The organism is Terrabacter ginsenosidimutans, from assembly GCF_039539425.1.
Lineage (GTDB): Bacteria > Actinomycetota > Actinomycetes > Actinomycetales > Dermatophilaceae > Terrabacter > Terrabacter ginsenosidimutans.
Genome location: NZ_BAABDC010000004.1, coordinates 305,387 through 331,833, shown reverse-complemented (window position 1 = coordinate 331,833; position 26,447 = coordinate 305,387). Strand labels below are relative to the sequence as shown.

21 protein-coding genes are annotated in these 26,447 nt (G+C 68.1%); 8 read left to right on the top strand and 13 right to left on the bottom strand.

Annotation, left to right across the window (positions count from 1 at the left end; translation table 11 throughout):
- Window positions 1-20: 20 nt before the first annotated feature.
- On the top strand, window positions 21-419 hold the full coding sequence (locus ABD831_RS14315) for a hypothetical protein (protein WP_344947767.1): 399 nt from the start codon (window positions 21-23) through the stop codon (window positions 417-419).
- Window positions 420-615: 196 nt separating this feature from the next.
- A complete protein-coding gene (locus tag ABD831_RS14310; RefSeq protein ID WP_344947764.1) occupies window positions 616-822 on the top strand; it encodes a hypothetical protein in 207 nt (68 codons plus the stop codon).
- A gap of 28 nt (window positions 823-850) precedes the next feature.
- Here the strand turns inward: ABD831_RS14310 and ABD831_RS14305 are convergent, their stop codons facing one another.
- From ABD831_RS14305 to ABD831_RS14295, 3 genes are all read right to left on the bottom strand, one after another.
- Entirely contained in the window at window positions 851-2,353 is a 1,503-nt protein-coding gene (locus ABD831_RS14305; protein ID WP_344947761.1) for a hypothetical protein, read from the bottom strand.
- Window positions 2,354-2,934: 581 nt separating this feature from the next.
- On the bottom strand, window positions 2,935-3,255 hold the full coding sequence (locus ABD831_RS14300; protein WP_344947758.1) for a hypothetical protein: 321 nt from the start codon (window positions 3,253-3,255) through the stop codon (window positions 2,935-2,937).
- A 650-nt stretch (window positions 3,256-3,905) separates the two neighbouring features.
- On the bottom strand, window positions 3,906-4,226 hold the full coding sequence (locus ABD831_RS14295) for an ANTAR domain-containing protein (RefSeq protein ID WP_344947755.1): 321 nt from the start codon (window positions 4,224-4,226) through the stop codon (window positions 3,906-3,908).
- Between the two features lie 261 nt (window positions 4,227-4,487).
- Here ABD831_RS14295 and ABD831_RS14290 point away from each other — a divergent pair, with 261 nt between their 5' ends.
- Window positions 4,488-4,679, top strand: a complete 192-nt coding sequence (locus ABD831_RS14290; RefSeq protein WP_344947752.1) for a hypothetical protein — start codon at window positions 4,488-4,490, stop codon at window positions 4,677-4,679.
- Between the two features lie 2,721 nt (window positions 4,680-7,400).
- The gene (locus ABD831_RS14285; protein ID WP_344947749.1) at window positions 7,401-7,937 is read left to right on the top strand and encodes a hypothetical protein; all 537 of its coding nucleotides are present in this window, start codon (window positions 7,401-7,403) and stop codon (window positions 7,935-7,937) included.
- A gap of 866 nt (window positions 7,938-8,803) precedes the next feature.
- Here ABD831_RS14285 and ABD831_RS14280 read toward each other — a convergent pair.
- Window positions 8,804-9,091 carry an ANTAR domain-containing protein gene (locus ABD831_RS14280; protein WP_344947746.1) on the bottom strand — a complete coding sequence of 96 codons (288 nt, stop codon included), beginning with the start codon at window positions 9,089-9,091 and terminating at the stop codon, window positions 8,804-8,806.
- A gap of 927 nt (window positions 9,092-10,018) precedes the next feature.
- On the opposite strand from ABD831_RS14280, the gene ABD831_RS14275 reads away from it, so the two are divergent.
- Window positions 10,019-10,648 carry an SHOCT domain-containing protein gene (locus ABD831_RS14275; protein ID WP_344947743.1) on the top strand — a complete coding sequence of 210 codons (630 nt, stop codon included), beginning with the start codon at window positions 10,019-10,021 and terminating at the stop codon, window positions 10,646-10,648.
- Between the two features lie 87 nt (window positions 10,649-10,735).
- On the opposite strand, the gene ABD831_RS14270 is transcribed toward ABD831_RS14275, so the two are convergent.
- On the bottom strand, window positions 10,736-10,990 hold the full coding sequence (locus ABD831_RS14270) for a hypothetical protein (RefSeq protein ID WP_344947740.1): 255 nt from the start codon (window positions 10,988-10,990) through the stop codon (window positions 10,736-10,738).
- A gap of 698 nt (window positions 10,991-11,688) precedes the next feature.
- Here ABD831_RS14270 and ABD831_RS14265 point away from each other — a divergent pair.
- Window positions 11,689-12,339, top strand: a complete 651-nt coding sequence (locus tag ABD831_RS14265; protein WP_344947738.1) for a hypothetical protein — start codon at window positions 11,689-11,691, stop codon at window positions 12,337-12,339.
- Between the two features lie 165 nt (window positions 12,340-12,504).
- Here ABD831_RS14265 and ABD831_RS14260 read toward each other — a convergent pair whose 3' ends face one another.
- The gene (locus tag ABD831_RS14260) at window positions 12,505-13,458 is read right to left on the bottom strand and encodes an ATP-dependent DNA ligase (RefSeq protein ID WP_344947735.1); all 954 of its coding nucleotides are present in this window, start codon (window positions 13,456-13,458) and stop codon (window positions 12,505-12,507) included.
- A gap of 83 nt (window positions 13,459-13,541) precedes the next feature.
- On the opposite strand from ABD831_RS14260, the gene ABD831_RS14255 reads away from it, so the two are divergent.
- Entirely contained in the window at window positions 13,542-13,832 is a 291-nt protein-coding gene (locus ABD831_RS14255) for a hypothetical protein (protein ID WP_344947732.1), read from the top strand.
- A gap of 789 nt (window positions 13,833-14,621) precedes the next feature.
- Here the strand turns inward: ABD831_RS14255 and ABD831_RS14250 are convergent.
- Both ABD831_RS14250 and pafA read right to left on the bottom strand, forming a co-directional pair.
- A complete protein-coding gene (locus ABD831_RS14250) occupies window positions 14,622-16,547 on the bottom strand; it encodes a DUF349 domain-containing protein (protein ID WP_344947729.1) in 1,926 nt (641 codons plus the stop codon).
- Window positions 16,548-17,319: 772 nt separating this feature from the next.
- Window positions 17,320-18,711, bottom strand: a complete 1,392-nt coding sequence (gene pafA / locus ABD831_RS14245; RefSeq protein WP_344947726.1) for a Pup--protein ligase — start codon at window positions 18,709-18,711, stop codon at window positions 17,320-17,322.
- A 156-nt stretch (window positions 18,712-18,867) separates the two neighbouring features.
- Here pafA and ABD831_RS14240 point away from each other — a divergent pair, with 156 nt between their 5' ends.
- Entirely contained in the window at window positions 18,868-20,121 is a 1,254-nt protein-coding gene (locus ABD831_RS14240) for a coiled-coil domain-containing protein (protein WP_344947723.1), read from the top strand.
- Window positions 20,122-20,236: 115 nt separating this feature from the next.
- Here ABD831_RS14240 and prcA read toward each other — a convergent pair whose 3' ends face one another.
- The 5 genes from prcA to ABD831_RS14215 all read right to left on the bottom strand — a co-directional run bounded on the left by prcA (window position 20,237) and on the right by ABD831_RS14215 (window position 26,392).
- On the bottom strand, window positions 20,237-21,058 hold the full coding sequence (prcA, locus tag ABD831_RS14235; protein ID WP_344947720.1) for a proteasome subunit alpha: 822 nt from the start codon (window positions 21,056-21,058) through the stop codon (window positions 20,237-20,239).
- Window positions 21,055-21,888 (bottom strand): proteasome subunit beta, encoded by an 834-nt coding sequence (gene prcB / locus ABD831_RS14230; RefSeq protein ID WP_344947717.1) that lies wholly within the window; start codon window positions 21,886-21,888, stop codon window positions 21,055-21,057. The genes prcA and prcB overlap by 4 nt, the downstream gene beginning before the upstream one ends.
- Complete coding sequence (locus ABD831_RS14225; protein ID WP_030146057.1) at window positions 21,885-22,091, bottom strand: ubiquitin-like protein Pup; 207 nt, start codon at window positions 22,089-22,091, stop codon at window positions 21,885-21,887. Before ABD831_RS14225 ends, prcB begins: the two co-directional genes overlap by 4 nt.
- 130 nt (window positions 22,092-22,221) lie before the next feature.
- Window positions 22,222-23,742 (bottom strand): depupylase/deamidase Dop, encoded by a 1,521-nt coding sequence (dop, locus tag ABD831_RS14220; protein ID WP_344947711.1) that lies wholly within the window; start codon window positions 23,740-23,742, stop codon window positions 22,222-22,224.
- 79 nt (window positions 23,743-23,821) lie between these two features.
- Window positions 23,822-26,392, bottom strand: coding sequence for a lysylphosphatidylglycerol synthase domain-containing protein (locus ABD831_RS14215; protein WP_344947708.1), 2,571 nt, complete (start codon window positions 26,390-26,392; stop codon window positions 23,822-23,824).
- Between the last annotated feature and the right edge of the window lie 55 nt (window positions 26,393-26,447).

Genomic DNA, 26,447 nt, shown 5'->3' with positions numbered 1-26,447 from the left:
GAAACGGATAGGGGGCGAGCATGACAATCAGCGGACCGGATCGCGACTGGGTCGCCAACGATCACGACACCGCGAGCGGGCATCGTGAGCGGACGAACAGTTCGTTCAAGCGCTTTCATCCACAGGCGTTCTTCGGTGAGGACTGGCACGCCCATGTCCCCGCATCTGAAGATTGGGATCCCGATCGCGTTTGCCCCGAGGGGAACCCCATGACCCGACCCAAGGACGGGACAGGGGAGGTTTACGTCGAACGCCGCGATGGCATGGACGCGTGGCGCGCCGCGTGGATGTGCGTTGACGAGCGGGAGGTTCTAACCGCTAGCGAACTCGGTCCGAGCTGCGCCACGCTTGACGAGTGCATCGCCTGGGCCCTCCACGAGGCCAGGCCTGCTCGGGTTTCCATCAACCTCTTGACCTGAGCCCACGCCCCGGCGCCCGGCGAGCTCGTGAATGGAGCGGCCGCGGACTTCCTGAGGCGTCAAAGGGGAACAGCCGTACGCGCGGCCCGAGTGGCTGAGGGTTCACTTACGGCGTTGGGAGCGCGCGTCGGGGCTCTGGGTGGTACATCTGCATCATGCACGCCACGGCGGCGCGCACTGACATGCGGGAGTGATCATGGGCGACATCGCCGGCAAGGTCGACAAGGCATTCGAGGCTGTCTCTTTGAGTGAGCTGGCCGACGCGCCCGTGGACGCGCTGCAGGGCGTCAGCGCAGGCGACGCGGAGCACCTCAAGGCGGCGTTCAACATCAAGACCATCCGCAACATCGGCACGAACAAGCACTTCCTCTGGGCACAGGCCATCGCCAAGCTGGCCGAGTAGAACCCCGGCCTCGATGTAGGTGGTTGGGTCAGCGGCCAGGGCTGCCCGGGCAGGGGTTGGCGATGATGTTGCGGAAGTTGTTGATGCGGTTGATCGTGGCGCCCCCGCCTCCGAAGGCTAGGTACGCGGTCGTCAGCAGAGTGCCGTACTGGGCGTTACGCCCGAAATCGGTCTTGGAGCCGGGGACGTCATTGCCGAAGCCGAGCAGGCAGTTGCGGCCGCCGACCGCGCTGAAGAATGGGTAGAACGCTGCAGGTGTGCCGGCGTCAGTGGTCGGGATCAAGGTGCATCCGGAACCGGTGATCCGGTTACAGGTGCCCTCGATGCGCGGCAGGTCGGCCTCGAACGCGAGCCGGCTGAAGCTCGTGTCGTAGCCCGGACCCGTCAGCGGCGGCCCGAACATGAAGGGTGACGGGTGCAGGGCTCGGTTGCCGTCCGGCCAGACCGGTTGGTAGCTCATCCCGTCGAAGCCGGTGTTGGTGTCCGTGCACCCGGTGACCTTCAGCCGCAGGGCCTGGCTACCGGGGAAGCAGAAGTTGTCGTCGGTGTCGGTGGGTCCGGTCAGCTCGGAGTTGCCTGCCGGGCAGGCCGTCGGGTTGCCGGTCTGGTCGAGCCCGAACGGCGTGGCCGGAACCTGCCCGGGACCGGTGCACGTGTCGAAGTGGCCGATCTCGTCCGAGAACGCCACGTTGTAGGTGTGCGCCGCCCAGATGACCCGCGTGTCCGGGGTGGAGGTCGAGTACATCGGGTGGAAGGCGTACGGGATCGCCGTGCAGTCCGTCCCGGTTGGCGCGAACCGGATCTGGGCGAAGCCGTTGGCAGGGCTGGCCGTCATCGATCCTGACTGGCCACTGCTCAGGTCGTCGATGACCGCCTGGAGCCCATCCGGGGTGTCATGCATCGTGACCGCGAGGTGGTCGCCGGAGTTCATGAAGAGGTCCTGGGCCGGGTCCGGGGTGAACGTCGCGAGGGTCGAGCCGAGCGGGTTGGCCGGGGCCTGGCTGGAGCCGTTCCTCGTCACGAAGGCGAAGTTGAAGTACTCGATGCCGACCTGCGCTGCGCAGGTCGGGTTCTGCAGTGTTCCCGCGACTGGGTCCTCCAGGAGCCCGAAGATGTTGAGCGCCGCGCACCATCTCGTCGGGTCGCACCCACTGGCCCCGGTCGCGACGGCCCACGCGGGCCACGGGACCCAGCCGGGTGGGTAGAACTGCAGCTCGGTGAACGCCGTCCCGGGGTGGTTCGGCGACACGGTCGGGTCGACGATGTTCGTGTCGCTGTCCTGAGTGCAGGTCGACACCTGCTCCGGGTAGGACTGGGTGTCACACAGCGCCATGCCGAACCAGAGCGCCCCGTGCAGCTCGAAGTTGTAGGACTTCCCCGGTGCCGTGGGGTTGTTCGGCGAGGGGTCGTGCGGCAGCACGACCTGATAGCGCACGTTGTTGCCTGCCCCCGGGGCGTTCGAGTAGAACACCGCCGACGGCTCGTCGTGTCCCACGTACTCTCCCCCGAAGACCTCCTGCGGGTTGGCCACCTCCGTGCACAGTGAGCTGTACTCGCAGTCCATCGAGAGATGTCGCGCCGGCGACGGGGATGCGGCGCCAGCCGACGCCACCCCCATCATGGCTGCGGTCCCTACCGCGAGAAATACCGCTGCGGCCGACGTCAGAATGCGTGCTGGCCTCATCGCGTCACCTTCTTTGGTGCGCGGTCCTGTTGCCGGCCCCTGTCGATTCCCCTCAGAACCGTCAGCCTTCAAAGTTACCACCACGCGTCGGCTCCGGCACCCCTTCAGCGCTGACCGCCCCGCGCAAGCTACTCCGGCGGCTCGGCCGTCCTGCGGCTCGGCCCGGCGGTGCCCAACGCGCTCAGTCGCTCGGCGGGCGACGACGTGGCCGGCGTCAACGCCCAGGTCGAGGTCATCGTGCGCCGGGCTCTGACCGAGGCGGGCCGGGTGCGAGACACCCCGGGCCGCTCGGGTGGAGCTCGGTGGCGGCCGGCGCGTAGGGCCATAGGCGGTGGCGTGACGCACGACCGGCGCCCTCGAACCACCTATGTCTGCTCCGGTAGGAGCGGCGTAGCGGGCATTCGCAGACCCGATTCCGATAATGGTTCTCATGACCCTTGAGGCAGCGATCCCTCGTCAGCGGTCGGCACCGCAACCGTGCCCTCGCCGCCGCTCGACACGCCCGCGCCATGCAGCTGGCCACCGAGGGACGGACCTACCAGGAGATCGCCGACGAGCTCGGCTACGCCAACCGCGGCACGGTGCACCACATCGTCCACGACGCACTGACCCGTGATCGCAAGGACGCGGTCGAGAACCACCAACAGCTCGAATTGGCACGGCTCGACGCTCTGCAGGCCGCGCTCTGGGGCCAGGCGATGGCCAGCGACGTCGAGGCAGCCCGGATGCGTCGCCATCTGGCGCCACATCGACGCACTGCTCGACGAACGGCTGCTGCGTATGGTGCCCCATCTGCCAGACCAGCCAACCCATCCAGTCGATGGTGGGCTGGTACATGGGTGAACGGTGATGCCCTTCGACCGCAACGCCCCCGCCAACCCGATCCACCGCACGCCCGAGCACAAGCCCGCACGAGCCGCACTCCTCGAGGCATCCACCCCGGGGACCGCTGTTGCCTGTGCGGGCAGCCCATCTGGCCACTGCCCGACGGCAAGACCGGCAACCTCCATGCCGACCACGACCCCGGCACCACCCAGTACCGAGGCCTGGCGAACGGCACCAAGTGCGAGCAGTGCGGGCGGAGTTCCTCGTGTGGGTTTCTGCGCAATGGGCGTGTCCCGAACGAGTCAGCCCGTCTGTACAAACCCACGAAATGGCACAGGTTGCAAGCACCTTTCCTCAATGGAAGACGGAGCCAGAGTGGCCTCCACCCTGGCCCTCGACTACGGTTGAGATGCTGCCCCAGACCCCGGCGAGACGAGGATGTCTGGTGCACCGCCTATGTCCAGGAACCTCGCCGCATGGCATTGGGCAGAGGACGTGCCCCTCCCGGCTCCCCCTCCCCCCTTCCGGTTGAGGGGCGCGTTCGGCCGCTGATGGCGCCCGCTCTCAGCCCTCCCTACGGCATCGAGGACTTGCGACCGGAGGCATCTTGCTCTGGGATGCAGCCCTGCTCGACCACCTCGAGGGCCAGCAGACGCAGTTTCACATTGCTGTTCTGGCTCACCACCCGGAGCAGGTCGAAAGCTCCGTCGCGCGTCACCTTCCGCGTCGCCATGAGGATGCCGATGGCCGCCCCTATGTCGCGGCTGTGCTCCAAGGCACGCCTCAGGTTCATGACTTCGTCAAGCAGGACGGCCACCACCTGTTGGGGACAGTCGAAGCTCTCCTGCTCCTCGACCCCACCGCTGATCTCGACGCGCTGAGCACTGTGTCCCATGAACAAACACTTAGTGAGTCGTGCCGCAGCCCGCGGCTGGACTGCCCGTCCAGAATAACTCGAACGACGTGGGCAAACCCACGCTGAGGCAACCCTCGGCCTGGTGGAAGCCGACGTGACGGCAGGAACAACGTGGAGCGCTCGCCTCCCGGGTTGGAGGCGGGCACGCAGGCCCGGAGCCGGCAGTCATACAGGGGACCCACCAGCCGCCGCGCAGCCACCACCCCTTGCATGCCGCGACCTATTAGGCATGATGAGGCCATGCGAGCAGAGGTGCAGGTCGAGGGGACCGCTGATGACATCGACCTCCTGCCCTACGCGATCCGCGCCGAGCGCAACGGAGGCACCTCACTCCTGAGCTCAGATGTGCGCGACAGCCAGGAGTTTGTGCGCTTTCTGCAGGCACTCATCTCCCACGGTCTCCACATCACACATGCCCAACTCCATGGATAGCGACAGCCGCACTCTTGTCTCGGCTCAGGCGACCCCGGGCCTCTCCGCTGCTGACGGCCCGAGTTTGCTCAATCCGCTGCACAGCAGTGATCGGCGGCGGATCCTTGAAGTGGGCAAGGGCAACGCCCCGCCGAAGTCGCCGCCCCCGCAAGGGCGACCACGTCCCACGGCCTCGGTGACAACTTCACACCACCAACGCCGAGCGGTCACTTCGCAAACCCGTTCGGTGGGTGACACCCGGTCGAGCTGGTCCAATTTCGGCCGGGTGTCACTCGTGCGGAACTCGCTTTCAACGAGCGCCTGTTCGATCGGGCCGCAGGCTTTGGCCTACGTTGGCGAGTTCCTGGCCGCATCGTAGGCGGCCCTTGCTTCTCTCGCGGCCTGCGCGAGCTCATCCAGCGCCGGCGCGGGGTCGCCTTCCCGATCGGCTGCTGCCCATGCCCGACCGCGCTGTAGAAAACCTTTGAGAGCTCGCAGTCGTAGCGCTCTTGCAGCTCGAGTCACTCTCGCAGGAGCCTATGCTTGTCGGACTCGGGGCCAGTGGCTGGCAGATGGTTTGTCCCAATTTGGCCAGATTATCCAGACACCTGAGCCCCAGTTGACCGCCAGCCAGCCGAGTGTAGGTCGCCGTGGACGTGGCGTCCGATGCCTAGCCGGTGTGGCGCGCCGGGCGGGCATGTAGAGGCCGGCGCTCCAGCCAGGGTGCAGGAGCGCCGGTCATCGTCGAGTCGCGCCGGCGGCCACGTCAGCCCTTAAAGGCTGGACATTTCCACCTCGTACCTGTGAATTCGCTGATTTCACAGACGCTCCCTTGCCGCGGCCTGCAACGTATTAGAGAGCCGGTGGGGAGTCATCGCGTGGGGAGGCGATGAGCGCGTGGCGGCGCCTCCTGGGGGGTCTCGGAGGCGCCGCCAGCGTCGCCTCTGTGGCGACGCGCTGCCCGTGTCCGGGGTGGGGTCTGGCGGATGTGGGCAGCCATTGAAGCCCGCGTGGGAGCGTGGGCCGACCCCCATCCAATTCCACTACGACGGTCAATGTAAGCGGTTTCAGAAAATAGGGCGTGACATCAGTAAACCCCTCACACCGGTGTAGCGGTGGGGTGCGTCCACTGGTGTCGGAGGGACGGGACGGCGACCGCTCGGGGGGTCGATCACCGTCCCGCTGCCCGCCACATCGGCGGCGACCGCACCTTCGTTACACGCGAACACCTGAAACGCCGTGCGTGCCCGGTCCCCCATGCGACGATCCGATCGACAGGGGACGGCGGCCCCTTCAGCGCGGCTGAGGGGTGACCGAATGCCCGAACATCGGCGTTGGACAGCGTTCGTCGGCCTGGCACCGAGCGCCTACCTTGCCATCCTGTTCTGGACTCAACCTCGGCCCGCCACAGTGTCCGCGGTGGACACGCTCGAGGACGTCCTCTTCCTCTCCCTGACCGCCGTCATGGTCGTGGGCATGGTCGGGTCTCTGCTCGCCAAGTGGCCGCTGGTCGGATACCTCTGCCTTGGCAGTTGCCGCCGCGATGGCGAGCCTCATGGTGCTCCTCGCCGGCCTTCCGGTGCCTGCTCAAGCAGGAGTGATGTGGGTGGCAGGTGTCGCCCTGCAGCGGCGGTGACGATAACGGTGTGGATGTGGCGCACCCTGCCCGGCGACCTCTTGGCCGACCGGCGCGACAAGTCCTAGCCAATGCCCGGGCGGCGATCCTGCCGCGCATCCAGGTCTGCCACACCCTTGCCTTCACGGAGGCCACGCAGAAGGTCGCCATCTCGATCACGACAGGGCTGGAGACTCAGGGCGTAGACGCAGCATCTGGGACGCCCAAAGTTCGGCTCTCGATGAACGTGGAAAACGGAGGTGAGACCCGGGCGCTGGTCCTGATGTCGTGGGCCAGCTACTGCGGGGTCGAGAACCAGGACGCTGTCGTGGAAGACCTCGTGGCGATGGGCCAGCAACCGAACTGCGGCTTGACACGTACGGTGGACCACGCGTCGTTGATCGACGCTGGCGCAGTGCTGTCGGACTCGCTCGCCCTGCTCGCCCCTGCCTGCAAGTCCCGCCTCATCGTGGGGGGTCCGCATCGCCTACGCCCGCGGAGACCGGCTTCAGACCGGCTTCAGACCGGATTCAGACCGGCCTATCGCCGACGGCCCAAAACCGATCGACGACAAGGGAACATGCGTGGACGGCTCGTACTGGCCAGTGCTGGCGGAGTCGCGCGTCAATTCGCTGGCCCACGGCCCGAAATACCTGATGTACGCCGACAGGAACAACGACTGAGGCGTCAACTACTGGATCGCGACCGACACGATCTGCGGACAGGACGCGCCTGGCTCACGAAACTCCGCTAGATCCCCGCCGCCTCAAGGCGCATCTACGGCGTGCGAGTCCATGCAGAGCGCACACTGGGATAGAAGAGGCTCGGCCGGGCTGCTGATGCGCCTAGCGGGCATAGTGGGGAGCGGCGGCCGACGGGGTCCTCTGCTCGCAGGAAGGACGAAGGCCCATGGCCGAGCTGGCGCGATTCAGTCTCGGCCACGTCGGGTATGTGCCCTGTGGCCGGGGAGCGGCCCCGTCTCCCCTGTGACGACCGCCCCCGGTTCAAGGCAGCCCTATCAAGCGCCAGGACGGTGCGCGTCCAGCAGCACCACATGCCACGCAGGACCGCCGCCCTGGCGGCCCCGACGATGCGCCTGATGGGCGACAGCTGCGAAGGAAGACGTTGTGGAACGCTACGTGGTGGCCGCCTTGCTCGACTCCCCCGCTCAGCTCGGCCTGTCCCCGAGCGACGTGGCGGACGGGTTGGCCCAGTGGAGAGCAAGCGCCTCGACGACAGGATCCGGCCTGCTGCAGGTGAACTTGACGATCGTCGCGGCCGACGTCCCTGAGACTCTAACGATCGCCGTCCAGCTGCTGGAGACCTCCGGACGTCTGCTCTCAATCCATGTCGACCTCGAAGACCTGCAATGGAGCGCGCACCTTGGGCAGAGCGGCCACGACGACGCCTCATGGGGCACCCCCGATGATTATCCCCAGGACGGTCGCCATCGCATGGTGACGGTGCAGCTCGCAGCAAAGCTGCTAGACATCCCCCGACACCAAGTCCTCGAGGGCATCCTTTGCGGGGATCTTCCACACCAGCGCGGAGGCCGGCACCGCCTTCTCCTGCCATTGGATGAACTTCCCCTGCCACCGGCCAGAGAACACCTCGGCGAACACGACTCGAACACACCCTCGTCCGAGCCCATCGACGAGGCTTAACGCTCACAATGAAAGAGCCATCTGTTAAGTAGCGAGCCGAGGTCAATGGTGACAGAACGGAGACCTGCCATGACCGCCATCAGTCCCCAGAGCGAGCCGAGGACAGACCTTGCCGCGATGTCCATCCGGGAACTGCTCGCGGAGCTCACCCGCCTGCAGGACCGGGCCAACGCGGAACCAGCGGGCCACGGGACTTGGTCCCTGCCAGGTCAAACGCACCGCCGCGCTGAACTTGAACGCCGCGAACGTCGCATCCTGGCAGAACTGCACCGGCGCCGCCCCACCCACCCTGACGACACAACCTTCAGCGGCGCTGCCACGTAGCGCACTTGGACACGAACGGGGAGAGGGCTTTCACGTGGGTTGGCTCTGTATGCGTCGACGCACTGACAGAGCGGCGAGACCCAGGCCCGCGACAACACCGGCGAACAGCGCCAGCGGCAGGACCGTCATAGTCCGGGTCAGGAGCGCGATGCTTTTCCAGCTCCGGGTCATCAGCTCTCGATCGTGAGGCTTGGCTCCATGCCGATCACGACCGAAACTCCAGCGGTGCCCTCCGCGCTCAATCATCAGGCCGGTTCCAGGTGAGGGGAGAGCGTGACGACCGTTGAAATTCACGTCGTGATTCAGGGTTTGATCTTCTACACAGTGACGTCGGCTTGACCCCCAGTTGGCCGGCGTCAGGGGTTCCCGGTTGCTCTTGGAAGGGTGGCCTGGGAACCCCGCAGGGCGACAACGTCTCTGGGCCCAAGGCCAAGGGGACCTGGTAACCGTTCGGCGTGTGACGACCGGTCGAGCTGATCCGGTCGGCCGGTTTGTCACTCGTGCACTCCCGGGCAGTCCGGGACTTACGATGATCGAGAATCTCACTCAGGGATGCAGCCCTGCTCGACCACATCCAAGGCCAGTACACGCAGTTTCACATTGCTGCACTGGCTCGCCTGCCGCAGCAGGTCGAAGGCCGCTTCCCGCGTCACCTTCCGGGTCGCCATGAGGATGCCTATGGCCGCACCGATGTCGCGGCTGTGCTCCAAGGCCAGCTTCAGGTTCGCGACCTCTTCCAGCAGGGCGGCGACCGTCTGCTGGGGACAGTCGAACCTGTCCTGCTCACTGACCCCATCCCTGATCTCGACGCGCTGAGCACTGTGTCCCATGAACAAGCACCTGGTGAGTCGTGCCGCAGCCCCCGTCTGGACTGCCAAGTCAGAATAACTCGAACGACGGGGCCAAACCCAGGTCGAGCGCCTCCAGGAACCGTCCTTCACTGCCACCGTCGGCCAACTACGGCACGCGGGCCCAGACAGCCGCACAGCGGACCCCACGCGAGAGGTCGTAGAGCCCCTCATCAGGTCAGGCCCCCTAGGCGCGTCTACTGATCGGCAGCGAGCCACGTGGGTGAGCTAGCCGCCGCCCTTGAGGCGGAGGACTGAGACGCTTTCCTACCCAGCCAGCCGCGTTCTCGACGTCCTGCCGGAAGGGCCCGGTCCTCTCCGCAGAGAAGGCGCGAGGTGGCTGAAATCGCTGCACGTCAACCATCCGTCGGGGATCCTATGACCTGGGCAAGGCAACGCCCCGCCGAAGTCGCCGCCCTCGCAAGGGCGACAACGTCTCAAGGCCTCGGTGACAACTTCACACCCGTCCTGGTGGGAAGGCGCCACCGTCGCCTCTCTCGCATTGTGGCAGCAGCGGCAGAAGTGCCACCGTCGCGACCCCCCTTGCAGTTGCGCCGCGGTGGTGTAACCGGTCGCGACCCCTGCCAAGCACTCCTCTCCCCCGCGACCCGTTCACGGGGATCGCCAACACCTCTGGTGCCGCGGCCTGCTCACAGAAGGCACAGTCCCTGATCGGTCACGTGTCGCACGGGCTCGCCGGCCTGGTCGTGCCACGACCCTGCTCGGCGGTGACGGTGAGCGACCCCCCGGGTGGGACTTACGCCTCTGGCGAGCGTGGTTCGGGTGCCCGAGGGTGGACGTGCAGGAGGTGGAAGGACCCTTCGCTCAGGGATACGACAGGAAGACGCGACGGGAAGGGAGTGCGGCAGTCGCCACTGTCGCGACCAGGAAGTTGCAGGGAGAGCAGACATGGACGACAAGCACGTAGCCAGCGACCGGCTGTCCTCCGCGGCCGGTACCGCGCCGAAGCGAGCGGAAGAAGCCAAAGCGCAGCACTCAGAGTCCATGGGTCAAGGCGCGACTTTGTGGGCGGCGATGGGGAGGAACCCCAGGATGCCGGAGAGGCTTGGCATGAGAGTTCGGCTGACGGAGCACGTGCTCTACGTCGAGACGGGGATGCACACCGACGCCGTGGGGATCCCCTTGGCGTACGTGTTCGACGTAGACGTTGGCCAAGGCATGACCCAGAAGACGGCAGGCGTAGGCGACATCACGGTCCACGTTCGACGCCCCGACGGCACTGAGACTGCCGTGCTCGAGGACATGCCCGACTTCCGCAATGGGGCTCAACTCATCAGTGAGGCCTCGAAGAGGGCGCGGTTCGCAGAGGCGCAGTCGACCAATGTTCGCTATCTGCCACCACCCCCGGCGAGCGACCCGTTTCCTCCAGAAGGAGTGCTACTAGCTGCTGCCCATGCGCCGATGGCGCAACTCCAGAGACTCAACATTCTGCGTGAAGCGGGACTCATCACCGAGGATCAATATGGGGCAAAGAAGGCCCAGATTATGGAGCGACTCTTGATCGAGGGTGAGCAGTAGGGGCTCCTGGAGCGCATTGCCCCGTCAGAGTTCCACGTGGCCCGGTGTGCCGCTACGTGCATCTGAACTGTTACCCAGTGGCGCGGCTCAGCCTTTCAGGTTGCCTTGCGGTGTCGGGCTGCCCTGCGTGAGCCTTGCTCGTCGGATGACGAACACGATCCCCGCCGCTGCCAAGACGGCGATGACGGCCAGTTCGGGAACGCCGATCCCACCTCCGAACACGATGAAGACGAGCGCGACGAGGGCGAACAGCACGACGAGACCACTGAGCAGTCGACCCCAGTTCACGACAAACCTCCGGTTGTGATCCTCATTAGCCGTGCAGGCGCTGCCCGTGCCCATTCTGGGCAACGGGAAGGTGGTGGGTCAGGAGACCACGAAGAATGAGCTGCTCGTCCTCCGCCTGGTCACATTCCCAACCATCACGGGCTGGATCGATAGGGCAACCCGGTGCTTGGTAAGCGATCGGCTCCCGGCGATACCGTGCGCAGATGCCCGGGGATGAGGCTCGGGTCGTCAAGGCAAGTCCGGATACTCCTGGTCGGCCGTCTCATCCTCCCCATGCCGTCTTCCTGAAGGGGTAGACAGCCCCGCCATCGTCGTCCGGAACGGCATCGGCGTGCACGCTGAGCGTTACGGACAGATGTCCCGTCGGGCCGTTCAGGCCAGAGTCCGACGTCGACACGACCCCGGCGAGCCCATAACCCCTCGACCCTCGACCAACGGAGACTCAGGTGTTTACGCCACGGCCGCCGGGACCGACGAGAGGGGGCGAGTCGGCGCCCCCCGTGGACGGCGCCACCCTTGTGAGGGTTCCGACTGGAGGGGTCGAAGGCGACGCCGCCTCTTCAACGGTAACAACGGGGGCCGAGGAGGGGCGGCAGGAGCCATCCGCGTTTCCGACTCTTTGTGTGAGGTCAGGTCATCACGTGGCTCCGCACTCGTCGAAGACCAATCCGGCCGGCAGGGTGGCCGCGAACTAGCGTGTGGGTGGGTGCGCGTGCACGCTCGGGGCAGCCTTCAACGTCGAAGGATTCATCATGCAGAAGAGACTCAAGATCGCCTTTGCCGTGCCGGTGACGCTGCTGCTGTCAGCGGGTGCTGCCGCGGCCGTAAGTGCCGGCAACTTCCAGGCCGACCTACTGCCCGTCCCGCACGACCATGTCGCCGACGGCGGGTCGAACGTCACCGGTCACGCCGCGCTGCGGCTGACCGGCCGCACCCTCGACATCACGCTCAACGCCTCGGGCCTGACCCCGAACGAGCCACACGCCATGCACATCCACGGGCTGACCCAGTCCAAGAACGAGTGCCCGACGCTGGCGGCCGACGCCAGCACCGGCGACCCGATTGACCCCGGCTCGTTCGTTGCCGGCACCCCGGACGGGCTCGTCTCCCTCGGCGAGGGCGCCCCCGACTACGGCCCGATCGACGTGTCAATGACCGTCGTTGGCGACACGAGCCCATCCAGCGGGCTCAGCCTCGAGCGGTTCCTGTCCGCCGATGCCAACGGAAATCTCGCCTACCACCGCAGCGTCGTCGTGCCAAAGGACGTCGCGAAGAACCTTACCAACCTGCACATCGTGCTGCACGGCGCCGACCTGCCCGGCGACGCCGACCACAGCTCGCTCAGCAGCCTGTTCGAGGCCACTCTCCCCGTCGCCTGCGGCGAGATCACCACGGCCCGTTAGGCCAGGCGCAGTCGTCCCGGGCAGGCGGCCGCCGACCTGACCCAAGAGAGCACCGCGTGCCAGCACGCGCGGTGCTCCTCGCACCGCCGCCGGCCGAACGCGAAAACCCGTGCGGACGGAAGTGTTCGAGTGCAGTGCGCGCTCTCGCCGCCGGTCGCACGTCGCTCACTTGGTCTCCCCCACGTCGAGGTCCGGCCGGGCGCGGTGCAGTCGAGCGGCATGGCGGAGCACACCCGCGGCGGCTGAGGCGTCAGCGTCTACCTCAACGACGAACGGCGCGATCGCGGTGACTCGGGTGGGTTCGGCTGCGCCCCAAGCGAAACTGCGCTCGAAGGTCGCCCCAGTTGGGTGCAGCAAGGGCGTCAGTGATCGACCGACACTCTTGGACAGCGAAGTGGTCGACCCGGCGGTGACCGGCTGGCCACGGTCGTCCACGTCACCCGGGAACGCAAGCACCAAGGAGCTCGGAGCTGCCACGTCACCGGTGAACCCAATCGCGAGCATGTCCAGTGTCTGCCTAGCCTTGACCTTCCACCAGACCCGCTGCCCCGGCACGGTCGGGTAGGTACCGTCGGCGTCCTTGATGACCAGGCCCTCGATGCCGCCAGCCGTGAGCGTCTTGAACCACTCACGGGCGAGGACAAGGTCGTCGGTCTGCTGGCACAGCACGATGGGAGACGCCATTCCGTGCAGAGCCTGCTCAAGCACGGCACGACGTTCCCGCAGCGGCCGGCCTCGCAGGTCCTGAGCCCCCGCTGCTAGGACGTCGAAGACGACGAGCTGCGCGGGCCGCCGCGCAGCGACCGACCGGATCCGCCGGCCGGCCGTCATGCGGGCCTGCAACCCATCGAAGTCCAACCGGCCAGCGGCCGGATCCCACGCGATCACCTCGCCGTCCAGCACCAGGCCGTCCGGCAACCGCGAACTCAGGACGGGCGTCAGATCGGGAAACAGGGGCGTGAGGTTCGTGCCGTTGCGAGAGAAGATGCGGCCGGCGCCAACGAGAACGCGATATCCGTCCCACTTCGGCTCCCACACCAAGTGCTTGGCTCCCGGAGGGGTGAGCTCATCGACGGGCCGCGCCAGCGCGACCGGTGCGTGCAACGACACAGCAGCCATGTCGCCACACTGCACCATCCCGGGTGTTCGGATCTCGCCCGCCGATGCGGAAGCCCACGCGGGCGGATTCCAGAGAGCGCCAGATGACCCGCGGCATGCACGTCAGCCGGGAGCAGCGCATTGTGACGATCACCGCCGTCATGGGAGTCAGACGATCCCGAGTGCGCCGGACCTCGGCGCAGTCGAACCGCGGCAGGCGTGTCACACCAATTGCCGCCCAGAAGCCGACACCGAGCCATGATGACCCCACGGACCTCACGAGCCGCCTCCACATCGCTGGCCATCGCTTTGTCCCAGAGCGCCTGCTGAAGGGCGTCGAGCCGCGCCAACTCGAGCTGCTGGTGATCCTCGACGGCCGGGCGATCTCCTGGTAGGTGCCGCCCTCGGTCGCGAGCTGGATGGCCCGGGCATGGCGAGCCGTGGCGAGGGCGCGGTTGCGGTGCCGGCCGCTGACTATCGGAAGGGTTGCAGGGACGCTCATGAGGACCTTTCTCACCACGTGCGCGCCCCTCGGCCGGCTGCAACGGCTCGTACATGCGCGTCATGTCCGCATGCTGCCATCCAGCGGCCCCATGCCCGGTAGAGCAACGCCAGCGATGCAGCGCCGAACTCAGAGGTCGAGCGCCTCACGATCCGCAGCCGACAGGACCACGGTCCGCGCCTCCCACGCCGGTCGTGGATGACCTTGAGATCGCCTCAACCTGCAACGCCAGGCATGCAACGCGGGCCGCGTGACAGGCCGATTGCCTCAGAGCCGGAGAGCCTCTCGATCCTCAGCAGACAAGACCACCGTCCGCGGCGTCCAGCCCACCGACTGCTTCGACCGGTCGTCCAGCCCCAGAAGCCGACACCGAGCCATGATGACCCCACGGACCTCACGAGCCGCCTCCACATCGCTGGCCATCGCTTTGTCCCAGAGCGCCTGCTGAAGGGCGTCGAGCCGCGCCAACTCGAGCTGCTGGTGATCCTCGACGGCCGGGCGATCTCCTGGTAGGTGCCGCCCTCGGTCGCGAGCTGGATGGCCCGGGCATGGCGAGCCGTGGCGAGGGCGCGGTTGCGGTGCCGGCCGCTGACTATCGGAAGGGTTGCAGGGACGCTCATGAGGACCTTTCTCACCACGTGCGCGCCCTTCCTACGGAGCCGCGCCGGCTACTTCCCAGCGGTCAGTGAGCGGATGCCACGTTCCGAAAGAGCCGGGCCTCTCGTACGGCAGTCGGCAGGCGAACCAGCCTGTCGAGTTCCGCGTCCATCTCCTTCACTCGCACGCGGTCACCCGAGCCATGCGCGCGCAGTCGTGCATTTTCGGCCTGAGCCAAGAAGCCCTCAAGGTCATCGACGTCACACGCGACCAGAAAGGTGTTCATCGTCGTCTGGTAGCGCCTCAGGAGGGGCAATTCCATGTCAGGTCCCGCCCATGCCGCGGCGTCCCATTGGGCTGCAACCTCGACGAACTGCTGCGCACGCTCGTCCCACCCCGCAACGTCGGACAAGCGCGCGGCTTCGGCGATGATCTGAAGCCGGGTCCGGATCGCGTCCTTGAAGCCGGGACCGCGGGCGATCATGTATGCGTCCAAGAACCGTGCTCGCAATACCGGCTCGAACGCTGGACCCGATGCCTTCCAGCGGAGGCTCAACTTTTCGAACCCATCGGCGTCCCAATAGGGAGCACGCGCGAGATTCTCGGCCTCGGCGACGACACTCTCCTGCTCAGCCCGCCGTTCCTCCGCCTCGCGGATCGCGCGCTCTCGATCCGCCGTCGCCCGCGCCTCATCACGGGCCTCGAGGTAGGCCGCTTCGACTTCCTCGAAGGCTTCAGACAGCTCTGATTCGCCTTCGCTGGCGAAATGACCTGCCGTGATCCACTGCTGCTTGATCTCCCGGTACCGGCCGTCGGCAGCACTCCAGTCAACGGTTCGCAGGAGTGCCTCCATCGCTTTGATCAGGTGGGTCTTCGTGGCAATCCGCGCCTCGCGGGCGCGCTCATCGCGCCTTCTCGCGGCCTCCGCCAGTGCCCGAGCGCGCGCCGCGGCATACGTCCGCTCCGCCTCCCGGAAGGCCTGCGAGAGCCGGCCCTCGTCGCCCTCGTTGAAGCCCGCCGTGCGATTCCAGCGCTTCTTGATCTTCTGGTGTCTGCGATCGGCGACCGGCCAGTCGGTGGTCTCTGCGAGATCGTTCAGCTCGGCGATGAGCTGCTGCTTCACTGCGAATCTCGCGATCTTTGCGCGAGTTCGCTGAGCCTCGGCCTGTTTGGCTAGACCTGTCCGCTCTGCGGCCACGAATCGGCTCCCGAGGTCGGCGGTTCCATAGCGACCGAGTCCCCCGCCGGCTCTCCACCTCTCGAGCAGCTCGGCGAAGCGGGTGGAGACGGACTCCCAATCGGACGAGCGAGCCAATGTCTCCAGTTCGGAAACGAGGCACTCCTTCTCGGCCAGCTCCGCACGCTGCACCCTGACCACTCTGTTCTTTGCGCGTGAACTTGCTGCGTGGAACCGAGCCCAGTGCGGATCGGCCTCGTCGTCAGATAGATGCTGCGCCCAGGTCGCAACCAGCCGTTCAAGCTCGTCGAAGCGTCGGGTGGCCTTCTCAATGTCAACGACGTCAGCCTCGGCCTCGGCGATGGCGACGATCTTGAGAAGTCGCTCCATGACGTGCCTGGTCTGGCCGGGCGCCGACCGTGAGATCTGGATCGACCGGGGCGCCGCTCCGGTATCCAACTCCACGAACGAGATGATGGTGTGCCCGCCTTCGTCCCACGGCCGCATCGCAGCAGCGGCTGCGCCATCGACACGTACCTCTTCATCCAGAAAGACCCGGAACTCGCGGTACCCGCCCTCCCACGTGACGCACCGCATGGCATGAGCGCCGCTGGCGCGGGTCGAGGACTCGATCTGAATCGGAGTCCAACCGTCGACTTGCCAGCCTGCAAGACGGCGATCAGGGGACACGCGCAGAGACGCCGTCGCCCCCGCCGGTTTGGAGGCCAGAGCCACCGAGACTCGAGGGTTGTCCGTGCACGGGTGCTTCGGCCACGGCGGGCCGAGCTCGTCGAAGAACACCCGACCACCCGAAGGTGCCTGGTAGAAGAACACGTTGTCGCCGCAGACTGGGCACCGCGCATTGGGATCGGTATAACTGTCAAAGATCCGTGTGACGGGCAGCGAACGCCGACTGGCGGCTCGCCTCGGTGCCATTCGATACCCACCCGGCGAACGGCCGAGGTGACCATCTCCGCCCCAACCGCACCGACAACCGGGTGAGTGGTTCGACGCATTGCACATGTGACGCCTATCCAGAAGTTCGAGCAAGATCTAATCGCAGCCAATCGAACGGATCCTACGAATAGGGATCAGGATCCGCTGCCGAATCGGACAACCTTCTGACTGGGTCCGATGGTCCGAGTCGCCCAACCCCTTCACAACGGTGAACCCAAGCGCGTGCCGTGGTCCGAACAAGGTGATGCCCACCAGACGTTCATTCACTGGTGCAGGAGTGCCCGTGACCCGTTCCTTTCACGTCTGCCTCGTCTTGCGCGATAGACCGAAAGGGCGCTCTGGACCTTCCGGCTTACCTGAATCGCTCTGCTCATGCTGTGACTGAGACTGTTGGCCAGTAGGAGATTGGGTTTTGGCTGCCTCGCCGCTTCTCAGCCACACGGTGACCATGAGGACCAACGACCTGATCGAACAGGTCACCGGACAGAATCGGCGTGCCGACGAAGGCTCGGCGTCCGTTCGCCGACACCCAACTGTCAGCCGCGATCGCGAAGAGTCCCCTTGTGACCCCGCGGTGAACCGCGACCGCATGACGGACAGCACGACGCGAGACAACGGTTGGATTGATGACCCACCAGGCGGTGGTGGACTAAAGCGGCCGTTGGACGCTCGGTGACCGGTCGATCGTCTCCATGAGGCGCTCGACCCGCTCGTCCACGGAGCGGAACGGGTCCTTGCACAGCACCGTGCGCTGGGCCTGGTCGTTGAGCTTGAGGTGCACCCAGTCCACGGTGAAGTCGCGTCCATGGGCCTGGGCGGCCCGGATGAAGTCGCCGCGCAGCTTGGCCCGGGTCGTCTGGGGCGGGCGGACCTTGGCCTGGAAGATCTCGACGTCGGAGGCCACCCGCGCCGTCCGGCCGTGCCGCTGGAGCAGGTAGAAGAGCCCACGCCGCCGGTTGATGTCGTGGTACGCGAGGTCGAGCTGCTGGATGCGGGCATCGGTGAGCGACAGCCCGTGCTTGGCGCGGTAGCGCTCGATGAGGCGGTACTTGATGACCCAGTCGATCTCGGTGTCGATGGCGCCGAGGTCGCCTGACCCGATGGCGTCGAGCGCACGGCCCCAGAGATCGATGACCTGCTTGGTGTCCGGACTGTCCATGCCCTCGCGGTCGACGAACTCGATGGCCTTGTCGAGGTACTCGCGCTGCATGTCCAGGGCCGAGAGCTCGCGTCCGTTGGCGAGCCGGACCGTGGCGCGGCCGCTCGGGTCGTGGCTCATCGTGCGGATGGCCCGGATGGGGTTCTCCATCGACAGGTCGCGCATGACGACGCCCGCCTCGATCATCCGCAGCACGAGGTCGGCGCTGCCGACCTTGAGCAGGTTGGTCGTCTCCGACATGTTGGAGTCGCCGACGATGACGTGCAGGCGGCGGTACTTCTCGGCATCGGCGTGGGGCTCGTCGCGGGTGTTGATGATGGGACGGCTGCGTGTCGTCGCCGACGACACGCCCTCCCAGATGTGGTCGGCGCGCTGGCTGACGGCGAAGCTCGCACCGTGGGCCGTCGCGACGACCTTGCCGGCCCCACAGACGATCTGCCGGCTGATGAGGAACGGGATGAACATGTCCGAGACCCGCTGGAAGTCGCCGCCGCGGCCGTAGAGGTAGTTCTCGTGGCAGCCGTAGGAGTTGCCGGCCGAGTCGGTGTTGTTCTTGAAGACGAAGATCTCGCCCTCGACGCCGTCATCGCGCAGCCGCCCCTGGGCGTCCTCGACGAGCCCCTCGAGGATCCGCTCCCCCGCCTTGTCCTGGATGACGAGCTCGCGCACGGAGTCGCACTCGGCCGTGGCGTACTCCGGGTGGGAGCCGACGTCGAGGTAGAGCCGCGCACCGTTGCCGAGGAAGACGTTGCTCGAACGGCCCCATGCGACGACCCTGCGGAAGAGGTAGCGGGCGACCTCGTCCGGAGTCAGGCGCCGCTGGCCCTGCGTCGTGCAGGTGACGCCGTACTCGTTCTCGATCCCGAAGATCCGCCGCTCCATGAAGCAACTCTAGGCGGCGCGGGACCATGGCGCCGGAAACGACCGGCGGACGGTCGACGCCTGCCGGACGTGAGCGTGCTACTCGCGGGGGCGGCTGCCACAATGGCCGGTGTCCCGCACGCCGCACCCCTCCACCATCCCCTGCATTGGACGGAAATGATCGACAGACCGCACTTCAAGTTCTCCCGTCGTGGCTACGAGCCCGAAGAGGTCGACTCGTTCATCGAGTCGCAGAACCGCACGCTCCAGGCCGCCAAGAAGGACGCTGCCGAGCGCAGCGTCGAGCTGACCAAGCTCAATGCCGCCCTGACCGACCTGCGGGGACAGCTCGGTCAGCAGTCGCGGGTCATGGCCGACCTCAAGAAGAACAGCTCCCCCACCCAGGCCCAGACCTTCTCCGACCTCGGTGAGCGCATCGCGCAGATCCTGACGCTCGCCGACCAGGAGGCCGCCGACCTGCGCACGCGCGCCGCCGGCGAGGCCGACGACATCCGCGAACGCGCCAACCGCTCGGCTGCCGAGCTCAAGGTGACCACCGCGACGTATGCCGAGCAGGCCCGTGCGCGCGCGGACGAGGAGGCCGTGCGCATCATCGCCCAGGCCAACCGCGAGGCCCAGGCCATAGTGGCCGAGGCCCAGAGCGTCACGGCCGCTCAGCGCCAGGAGGCCGCCGCCGAGTTCGAGGCACACCGTCTCAAGGCGTCCACGGCGTCCGCCGAGCTCGAGGTCAAGCTCGCAGCCCGCCGCGAGTCGGCCGACGCCGAGTTCGAGGCGCGCCGCCAGCAGCAGGAGGCCGCCCTCAGCGAGAGCGAGTCACGTCTGCGCCAGCTCACGGAGCGAGCCGAGCACGACGCGCACGAGAAGCGCACCAGGGCCGAGCGCCTGCTCGAGAACGCCCAGGCGCAGGCCGACCAGATCGTCTCCGAGGCCCGCGACCACGCCTCGCGGCTGCGGGAGGAGTCCGACCGCGAGCTCGCTGCGGCGACCGCCCAGCGCGACAGCATCACCGCGCAGCTCGGCAACGTGCGGCAGATGCTCGCCACCCTCGGTGGTGGCGCCCTGATGGACACCCTGGGCACCCCGGACAAGCCGGCCCAGCCGGCCCAGGTCGCCGAGGCCCAGCAGCCGGTGCCGGCCCCTGCGCAGCAGGGTGAGGAGGCCGGCGACGACGCGGAGCAGGACGGCGCGTCCGAGGCCGTGGACGCCGAGGGTGACCAGCCGCAGGACGACGCCCAGTCCGCCGCCTCTGACGGCGCCGAGGGATCCTCCGCCAAGGAGCAGGGCGAGGAGCAGGGCGACGAGCAGGGCGCGGACTCGGACGGCGAGGGTTCCTCGTCGTACGGCTCCGACCAGTCGTCGTACTACCAGCGCAGCGCTCCGGGTGGCAAGGTCGGCGCGACGCGACGCTGACACCGCCGCCGTCCCCCGCCTTCCGGGGTCAGGACGACGAGCACGACGAGGGCCGCCCACCAGCTCGGTGGGCGGCCTTCGTCGTCCGGGCCCTCGGGGGCCGGGGTTCGTGCGGTCAGGCCGGCGCGGTCGGCGGGGTCGTCGACCCGTCGTCCTCGGCAGGCTCGGCCCCGGTCGGGGAAGCCCCTTCGGCCGGAGACGGTTCCGAGCCCAACACGCCGGCGGGCGCCTCTGTCGTCGCACGAGGCTCGCCGAGCAGCCGGGTCAGCAACGGACCGACGATGCGCCGGAACGAGCGACGAGGACGGTCGCGATCGAGCACGGCGACCTCGAGCTGCGCCTCGTCCAAGGGGCGACGCTCGCCGTTCTCACCGGCGCCCAGCACGTCGACCGCGAGACGAAGCACCTCGCTCAGCGTCATGCCCGGTCTCCACCCGGTGCCGAGTCGCTCCTCGGCCGCCTCGCTCGCCCCGCCCATCGCGACGAAGCCCTGCTCGTCGGCCACCGAGCCGTCGTAGGTGAGACGGAAGATCTGGTCGCTGTCGCTGTCGACACCGACCTCCGCCACGACGATCTCGATCTCGAACGGCTTGGACTCCTGGGTGAACACGGCGCCCAGCGTCTGGGCGTACGTGTTGGCCAGCGCACGCGCCGTGACGTCGGTGCGGTCGTAGGAGTAGCCGCGCAGGTCCGAGTAGCGGATGCCTGCGACCCGCAGGCTCTCGAACTCGTTGTAGCGCCCGACCGCTGCGAACGCGATTCGGTCGTAGATCTCCGAGACCTTGTGCAGGGCCCGTGACGGGTTCTCTGCGACGAAGGCGATACCGCGGTCGTATCCCACGACCACGACCGACCGACCGCGGGCAATTCCCTTGCGCGCGAAGTCGGCCCGGTCCTTCATCACCTGCTCGGGCGGGACGTAGAACGGCATGCTCATCGGGCACCTCCCGGGTTGTCGCGGCGGGCGGCGATGACGCTCTCCACGTGTCCCTCGAGGACGTCCTGCGCGACGAACCGCGCGCCGGCGTGGTCCACGACCGCCACGGTCGGCCAGATCTGTCGGCCGATGTCCGGGCCACCGGTCGCCGAGTCGTCGTCGGCGGCGTCGTAGAGGGCCTCGATCGCGACCGACACGGCCGCCTGCTCCTCGAGGGCCGGCCGCCACAGCTTCTTCAGGGCGCCCCGGGCGAAGACCGAACCCGAGCCGGTCGAGTGGTGACCTCCCTCGACGTAGCAGCCTCCCGTGACGTCGTAGGAGTAGATGCGGCCGGTGGCCGACTCGAGGTCGAAGCCGGCATACGTCGGGACGACCGTCAGCCCCTGCATGGCGAGTGCGAGGTTGCCGCGGATCATCGAGGCGAGGCGGTTGGCCTTGCCCTCGAGCGACATGATCGCGCCCTCGATCTTTTCGTAGTGCTCGAGCTCGACCTGGTAGAGGCGGACCAGCTCGATCGCGATCCCGGCGGTACCGGCGATGCCGACGACGCTGTAGTCGTCGGCCGCGAAGACCTTCTCCATGTCGCGGTTGGCGATGACGTTGCCCATGGTGGCGCGACGGTCACCTGCCATGACCACGCCACCGTCGAAGAGCAGAGACACGATGGTGGTGCCGTGCGGCGCCTCGATGGTCGCGCCGGACGGCAGCCGCCGACCGGAGGGAAGCAGCTCAGGACGGTAGGCAGCGACGAACTCGGTGAACGACGACGAGCCCGCGCTGAGGAAGGCGTCGTCGAGCCGCCGCGGCCGACCGGTGGACGGCTGGGTCACTGGCCGCCCTTCTGCACGAAACCCCGGACGAACTCCTCGGCGTTGGACTCGAGGACGCCGTCGATCTCGTCGAGGACGCTGTCGATGTCGTCGGACAGGCCCTCCTTGACGGCGGCGCCTGCTGGCGCGGTCGGGGGTGCCTCCGGTGTCTCCGGCGGCTCCTCGTCACGACGCTGCGGCTTGGCGTGCTCCTGACCCGGCATGGCTACCTCCCAGACGTGTTGGACCTCGTGCCCCGACCCTAACCCGTGGGGGCCCGTCCGTCCGAGCACCCCTGGCACCGGCGGACATCGCCCCACCACAGGACCTGGTGGGCCCGCCCCACCCCCGCCCCTACTCGGGCGTGGCCAGTCCGCGGAGCAGCTCGCCCACGTCGGCGCTCTGCTCGAGGAGGGTGCCCACCTGGGCACGGGTGCCGCGCTCGGGCTCGAGGATCGGGACGCGTTGGAGGCTGGCGCGGCCGGGGACGTCGAAGACGACCGAGTCCCAGCTCGCGGAGAAGACCTGTGAGGTGAAGCGGCGCACGCACTCGCCGCGGAACCAGGCGCGGGTGTCCTCCGGCGGCGTGGTCTGGGCTTCCTTGACCTCCTCCGGCATCACGAGGTCGCGGAGCATGCCGCGGTCCCGCAGCCGGTGCACGAGGCCCTTCTCGGGCCGCACGTCGGCCCACTGGATGTCGATGGCGGCGAGCCGGTGGTCGTCCCACGACAGTCCGTCGCGGGCGCGGTAGCCCTCGAGGAGCTTCAGCTTGGCGACCCAGTCGAGCAGGGGGGCGCACGACATGACGTCGCGGCCGAGCCCGGTGAGGACCTCCTCCCACAGGCCCATGACCTCGTTCGTGGCCTCGGCCTCGGGGTCGTCGCCCCGCCGGTCGAGCCAGTCACGGGCGGCCTGGAGGTACATCCACTGGAGGTCGAGGGCGGTCACGGTGCGACCGTCGACCAGCTCGACTGTGGCGGTCAGCGTCGGGTCGTGCGACACCGTCTGGAGGGCGGCAACGGGCCGCCGGACCGACCAGTCCTCCGTGAGGTGGCCGTCCTCGATCATGCCGAGCACCAGCGCGGTCGTCCCGGTCTTGAGCAGCGTCGCGACGTCGAGGTGGTTGGCATCGCCGATGATGACGTGGAGGCGTCGGTAGCGGTCGGCCACGGCGTGCGGCTCGTCACGGGTGTTGATGATCGGGCGCTTGAGCGTGGTCTCGAGCCCCACCTCGGTCTCGAAGAAGTCGGCGCGCTGGGAGATCTGGTACCCCGTCCCCCGGCTGTCCACTCCGAGCCCGACCCGGCCGGCGCCACAGACGACCTGGCGCGTCACGAAGAACGGGATGAGGCCCCGGACGATCTCGGGGAACGGCGTGCGCCGGGGCATGAGGTAGTTCTCGTGGGTGCCGTAGGACTGGCCCTTGCCGTCGGTGTTGTTCTTGTAGAGGTTGACGGGGGGCTGGCCGGGGCGCGCCGCGAGCAGGCGCACCGACTCGAGCGCGATGGCGTCGCCGGCGCGGTCCCAGCGCACGGCGTGGCGCGGCAGGGTCACCTCCGGCGAGCTGTACTCCGGGTGGGCGTGGTCGACGTAGTAGCGGGCCCCGTTCGTGAGCACGACGTTGGCGAGGGTCGGGTCCTCCACGTCGGTGAGCTGGCTCGGGTCGGCCGTCTGCCGGTCGATCTGCCAGCCGCGGGCGTCGCGCAGCGGGTCCTCGAAGGCGTAGTCCCAGCTCGACTGGTTGGACCGGATGCCCTGCGCCGCGGCGTAGACGCTGACGACCTGTCCCGACAGGAACATCGGGTTGGCCATCGGGTCGCCGGGCACCGAGATGCCGTACTCGGTCTCGAGCCCCATGATCCGCCGCACCGTCATGGCCCGACGATAACCGCCCGGATCGCGAGCGCCGCGGGCAGTCCGTCACCGGGAGATGGCGTATGCCGTCCCGCTGGGGCTAGATGGCCCCCACCTTCTGCAGCCGGTTGAGGGAGAACCAGCCGAAGGGGATGGGCAGCCAGTAGGTGGCCAGGCGGTAGAGCAGCACCGACGAGACGGCGGTCCCGCTGTCGACCCCGATGGCGATGAGGCCCGCCGACATCGCCGCCTCGATCCCGCCGAGGCCGCCGGGAGTCGGCACCGCCGACCCGATGATGGCCCCGGCGAAGTAGACGACCGCGACCGCGGCCACCGGGGCGTCCGAGCCGAACGCCCGTGTGGCGCACACGAGGGCCGCGACGAACGACATGTCGAGCAGCAGCGCCCCACCGAGGAGCTGGCTCAGCTTCTTCGGGTGCTGCAGGACGGCGAGGACCTGAGGCACCGCGGACTTGATCTGGGGCAGCACGCGGTCGGTGATGAGCGCCCGCACCCGCGGGACGGCGAGCAGCCCCAGCATCGCGGTGAGGACGGCGAGGATCGTCGCGACGAGCACCGGGGACGGGCTGAACGACACGGCGGGCCCGGTACCGGCCAGCACACCCGAGATGACGAGGAGCACGAAGTAGGAGCAGAACTGGGCCACCTGGGCGACACCGACGCTCGCCCCCGCGATCGTGGGGGTGAGACCCGAGGTCTGGAGGTAGCGGGTGTTGAGCGCGATGTTGCCGACGGCCGCCGGCGCGACGAGCCCGCTGAAGGCGACCGCGAGCTGCGTCATGTACGTCCGGACGAAGCGGAGGGGGATCTGCACGGCGCCGGCGAGGGCGATCGAGGCCCCGGCGAAGGTGAGCGCCGCGAAGCCGAGGAGGATCAGGGCCCAGCGCCAGTCGGCGGTGCTGATCACCTGGCTGAGGTTCACCTGGGCCAGCTGGCTCAGCACGACGTAGCCCGCGATGCCACCCATGACGAGGGTGGCCACGGCCTTGAGCGAGATGCGCCTCAGCTGGACCGGTTCCACGGCCTCGGCCTCGGCCTGGGGTCGCAGGGCCACGAGCCGCTCCCGCAGCTCCCCCATCACCGACTTGGACGCCTTGAGCGCGACCCGGGCGTCGGGGTTGAGGGCGACGGGCTGCAGCACGGGCACGGCCCGCAGCACGGCGTCCTCGCCCAGGACGGCGACAGCGGACTCCACGGTGCGTTCGGGTCCGACGGAGAGCGCCACCGTGGTCAGCAGCTGTGCCAGGTCGATGCGCAGGCTGATGTCGTCGGCGGCGACGTCGCCGCTGCCGAGCCTGGAGAGCGCGACCCCGCCGCGGTCGTCGAGCAGGATCGTCGAGGGACCGAGCTGGCGATGGACGAGCCGTCGACGGTGCAGCGTGCCGGCGAGGCGCCACACGGCCGCGAGCTGCGCGTCGTCGAGCTCGCCCTCGAGCTCGCTGAGCGGCGTGCCCCGGGGCTCGTCGTAGGCGATGACGGCCGAGAACGGTCCCACCTCGGACACGGCGACGGGTTTGGGGGCACGGATGCCGGCGTCCCGCAGGGCGAGGCCCATGAGGGTGCGGTGCTCGACCTCGGAGCGCAGCGTCAGGGCCGGGGGCCGGGTGAAGCCGCTGCGCAGGCGAAGCACCCGCAGCAGGCGGCGACCCGACGCGAGCCCGAAGGTGTCGCGGTCGATGACGTGGACGTCCAATGGGCCGTGGGTCGTCTCCCCGAGGTAGCGGCGGTCGCCGGCGTCGTTGGCGTCGATGAGCTCCAGCCGGGTCAGCGGGAGGCCGCCGGAGACGAGGACGGCGGCCACCTCGGTGCCCGGGGGTCGCGTGGAGGTGACCCCGAAGACGAGCCGGAACGCGAGACCGACGAGCCAACCGATGAGGAGGGAGCACGCGAGGGCCGCGAGCGTCATGGCGCCGGACAGCAACGTGGTGACGAGGGTCGCGATGATCACCGTGGTCGCGATGGGCGAGACCCACTTGCGGCCCGAGATGTCCGCGACCGTGAGCAGCGCGAGCATCGAGACGAGGACGATGTCGAGCGGACCGGTGTGCCCCGTTGCCGTCGGTCGGGTCAGGATGCTGGTGATGAACCCGCCGTTGCCCGACTGGACGAGGACCGCCAGGACGATGACGAGGACCCCGGCAACGACGGCGGCGCCGAGGGCCTGGATCAGCTGCATGGGGCGACGACGGACCAGCAGGTCGGCACCGACGCCGATGGGCAGGAGCAGCACCCCGATGCCGCTCATCCAGCCGAGGAGGGTCAGCAGCAGCCGGGGCAGGCCGCTCGTGGCGTCGGTGAGGTCCTGCTCGACCGCGCCCCTGGTGCCGGCGGCGAGATCGGCGATGACCAGCCCGAGGACGAGCAGCACGACCGCGGCGGCCAGCCGGACGCCGTCAGCGGGGCGGCGAACCCTCTCGGGGATCGGCGGCTCGACGACCTCGACGCCTTCGATCCCCGACGGTGGCCGCGAGCTGCGGGTGTCGTCGAGGTCCTGGTCGGGCACGTGCCCGTTCTCCGTCCCGTCGGGCCGGGCGTGGGTGTCCTCCGCCGTCTGGTTCATGGTCTCCCCCGTGGTGTCGTCCGGCTGCTCGGCACGGCCGTCAGCGGCCCCCTCCGTGGGGGGTCGCGTCCTCTCCGAGTCGCCGGGCATGGGTCAATCCTGCCCGAGGCCGAGCCCGAATCACCGCAGCGTCGCCGACGGGGGG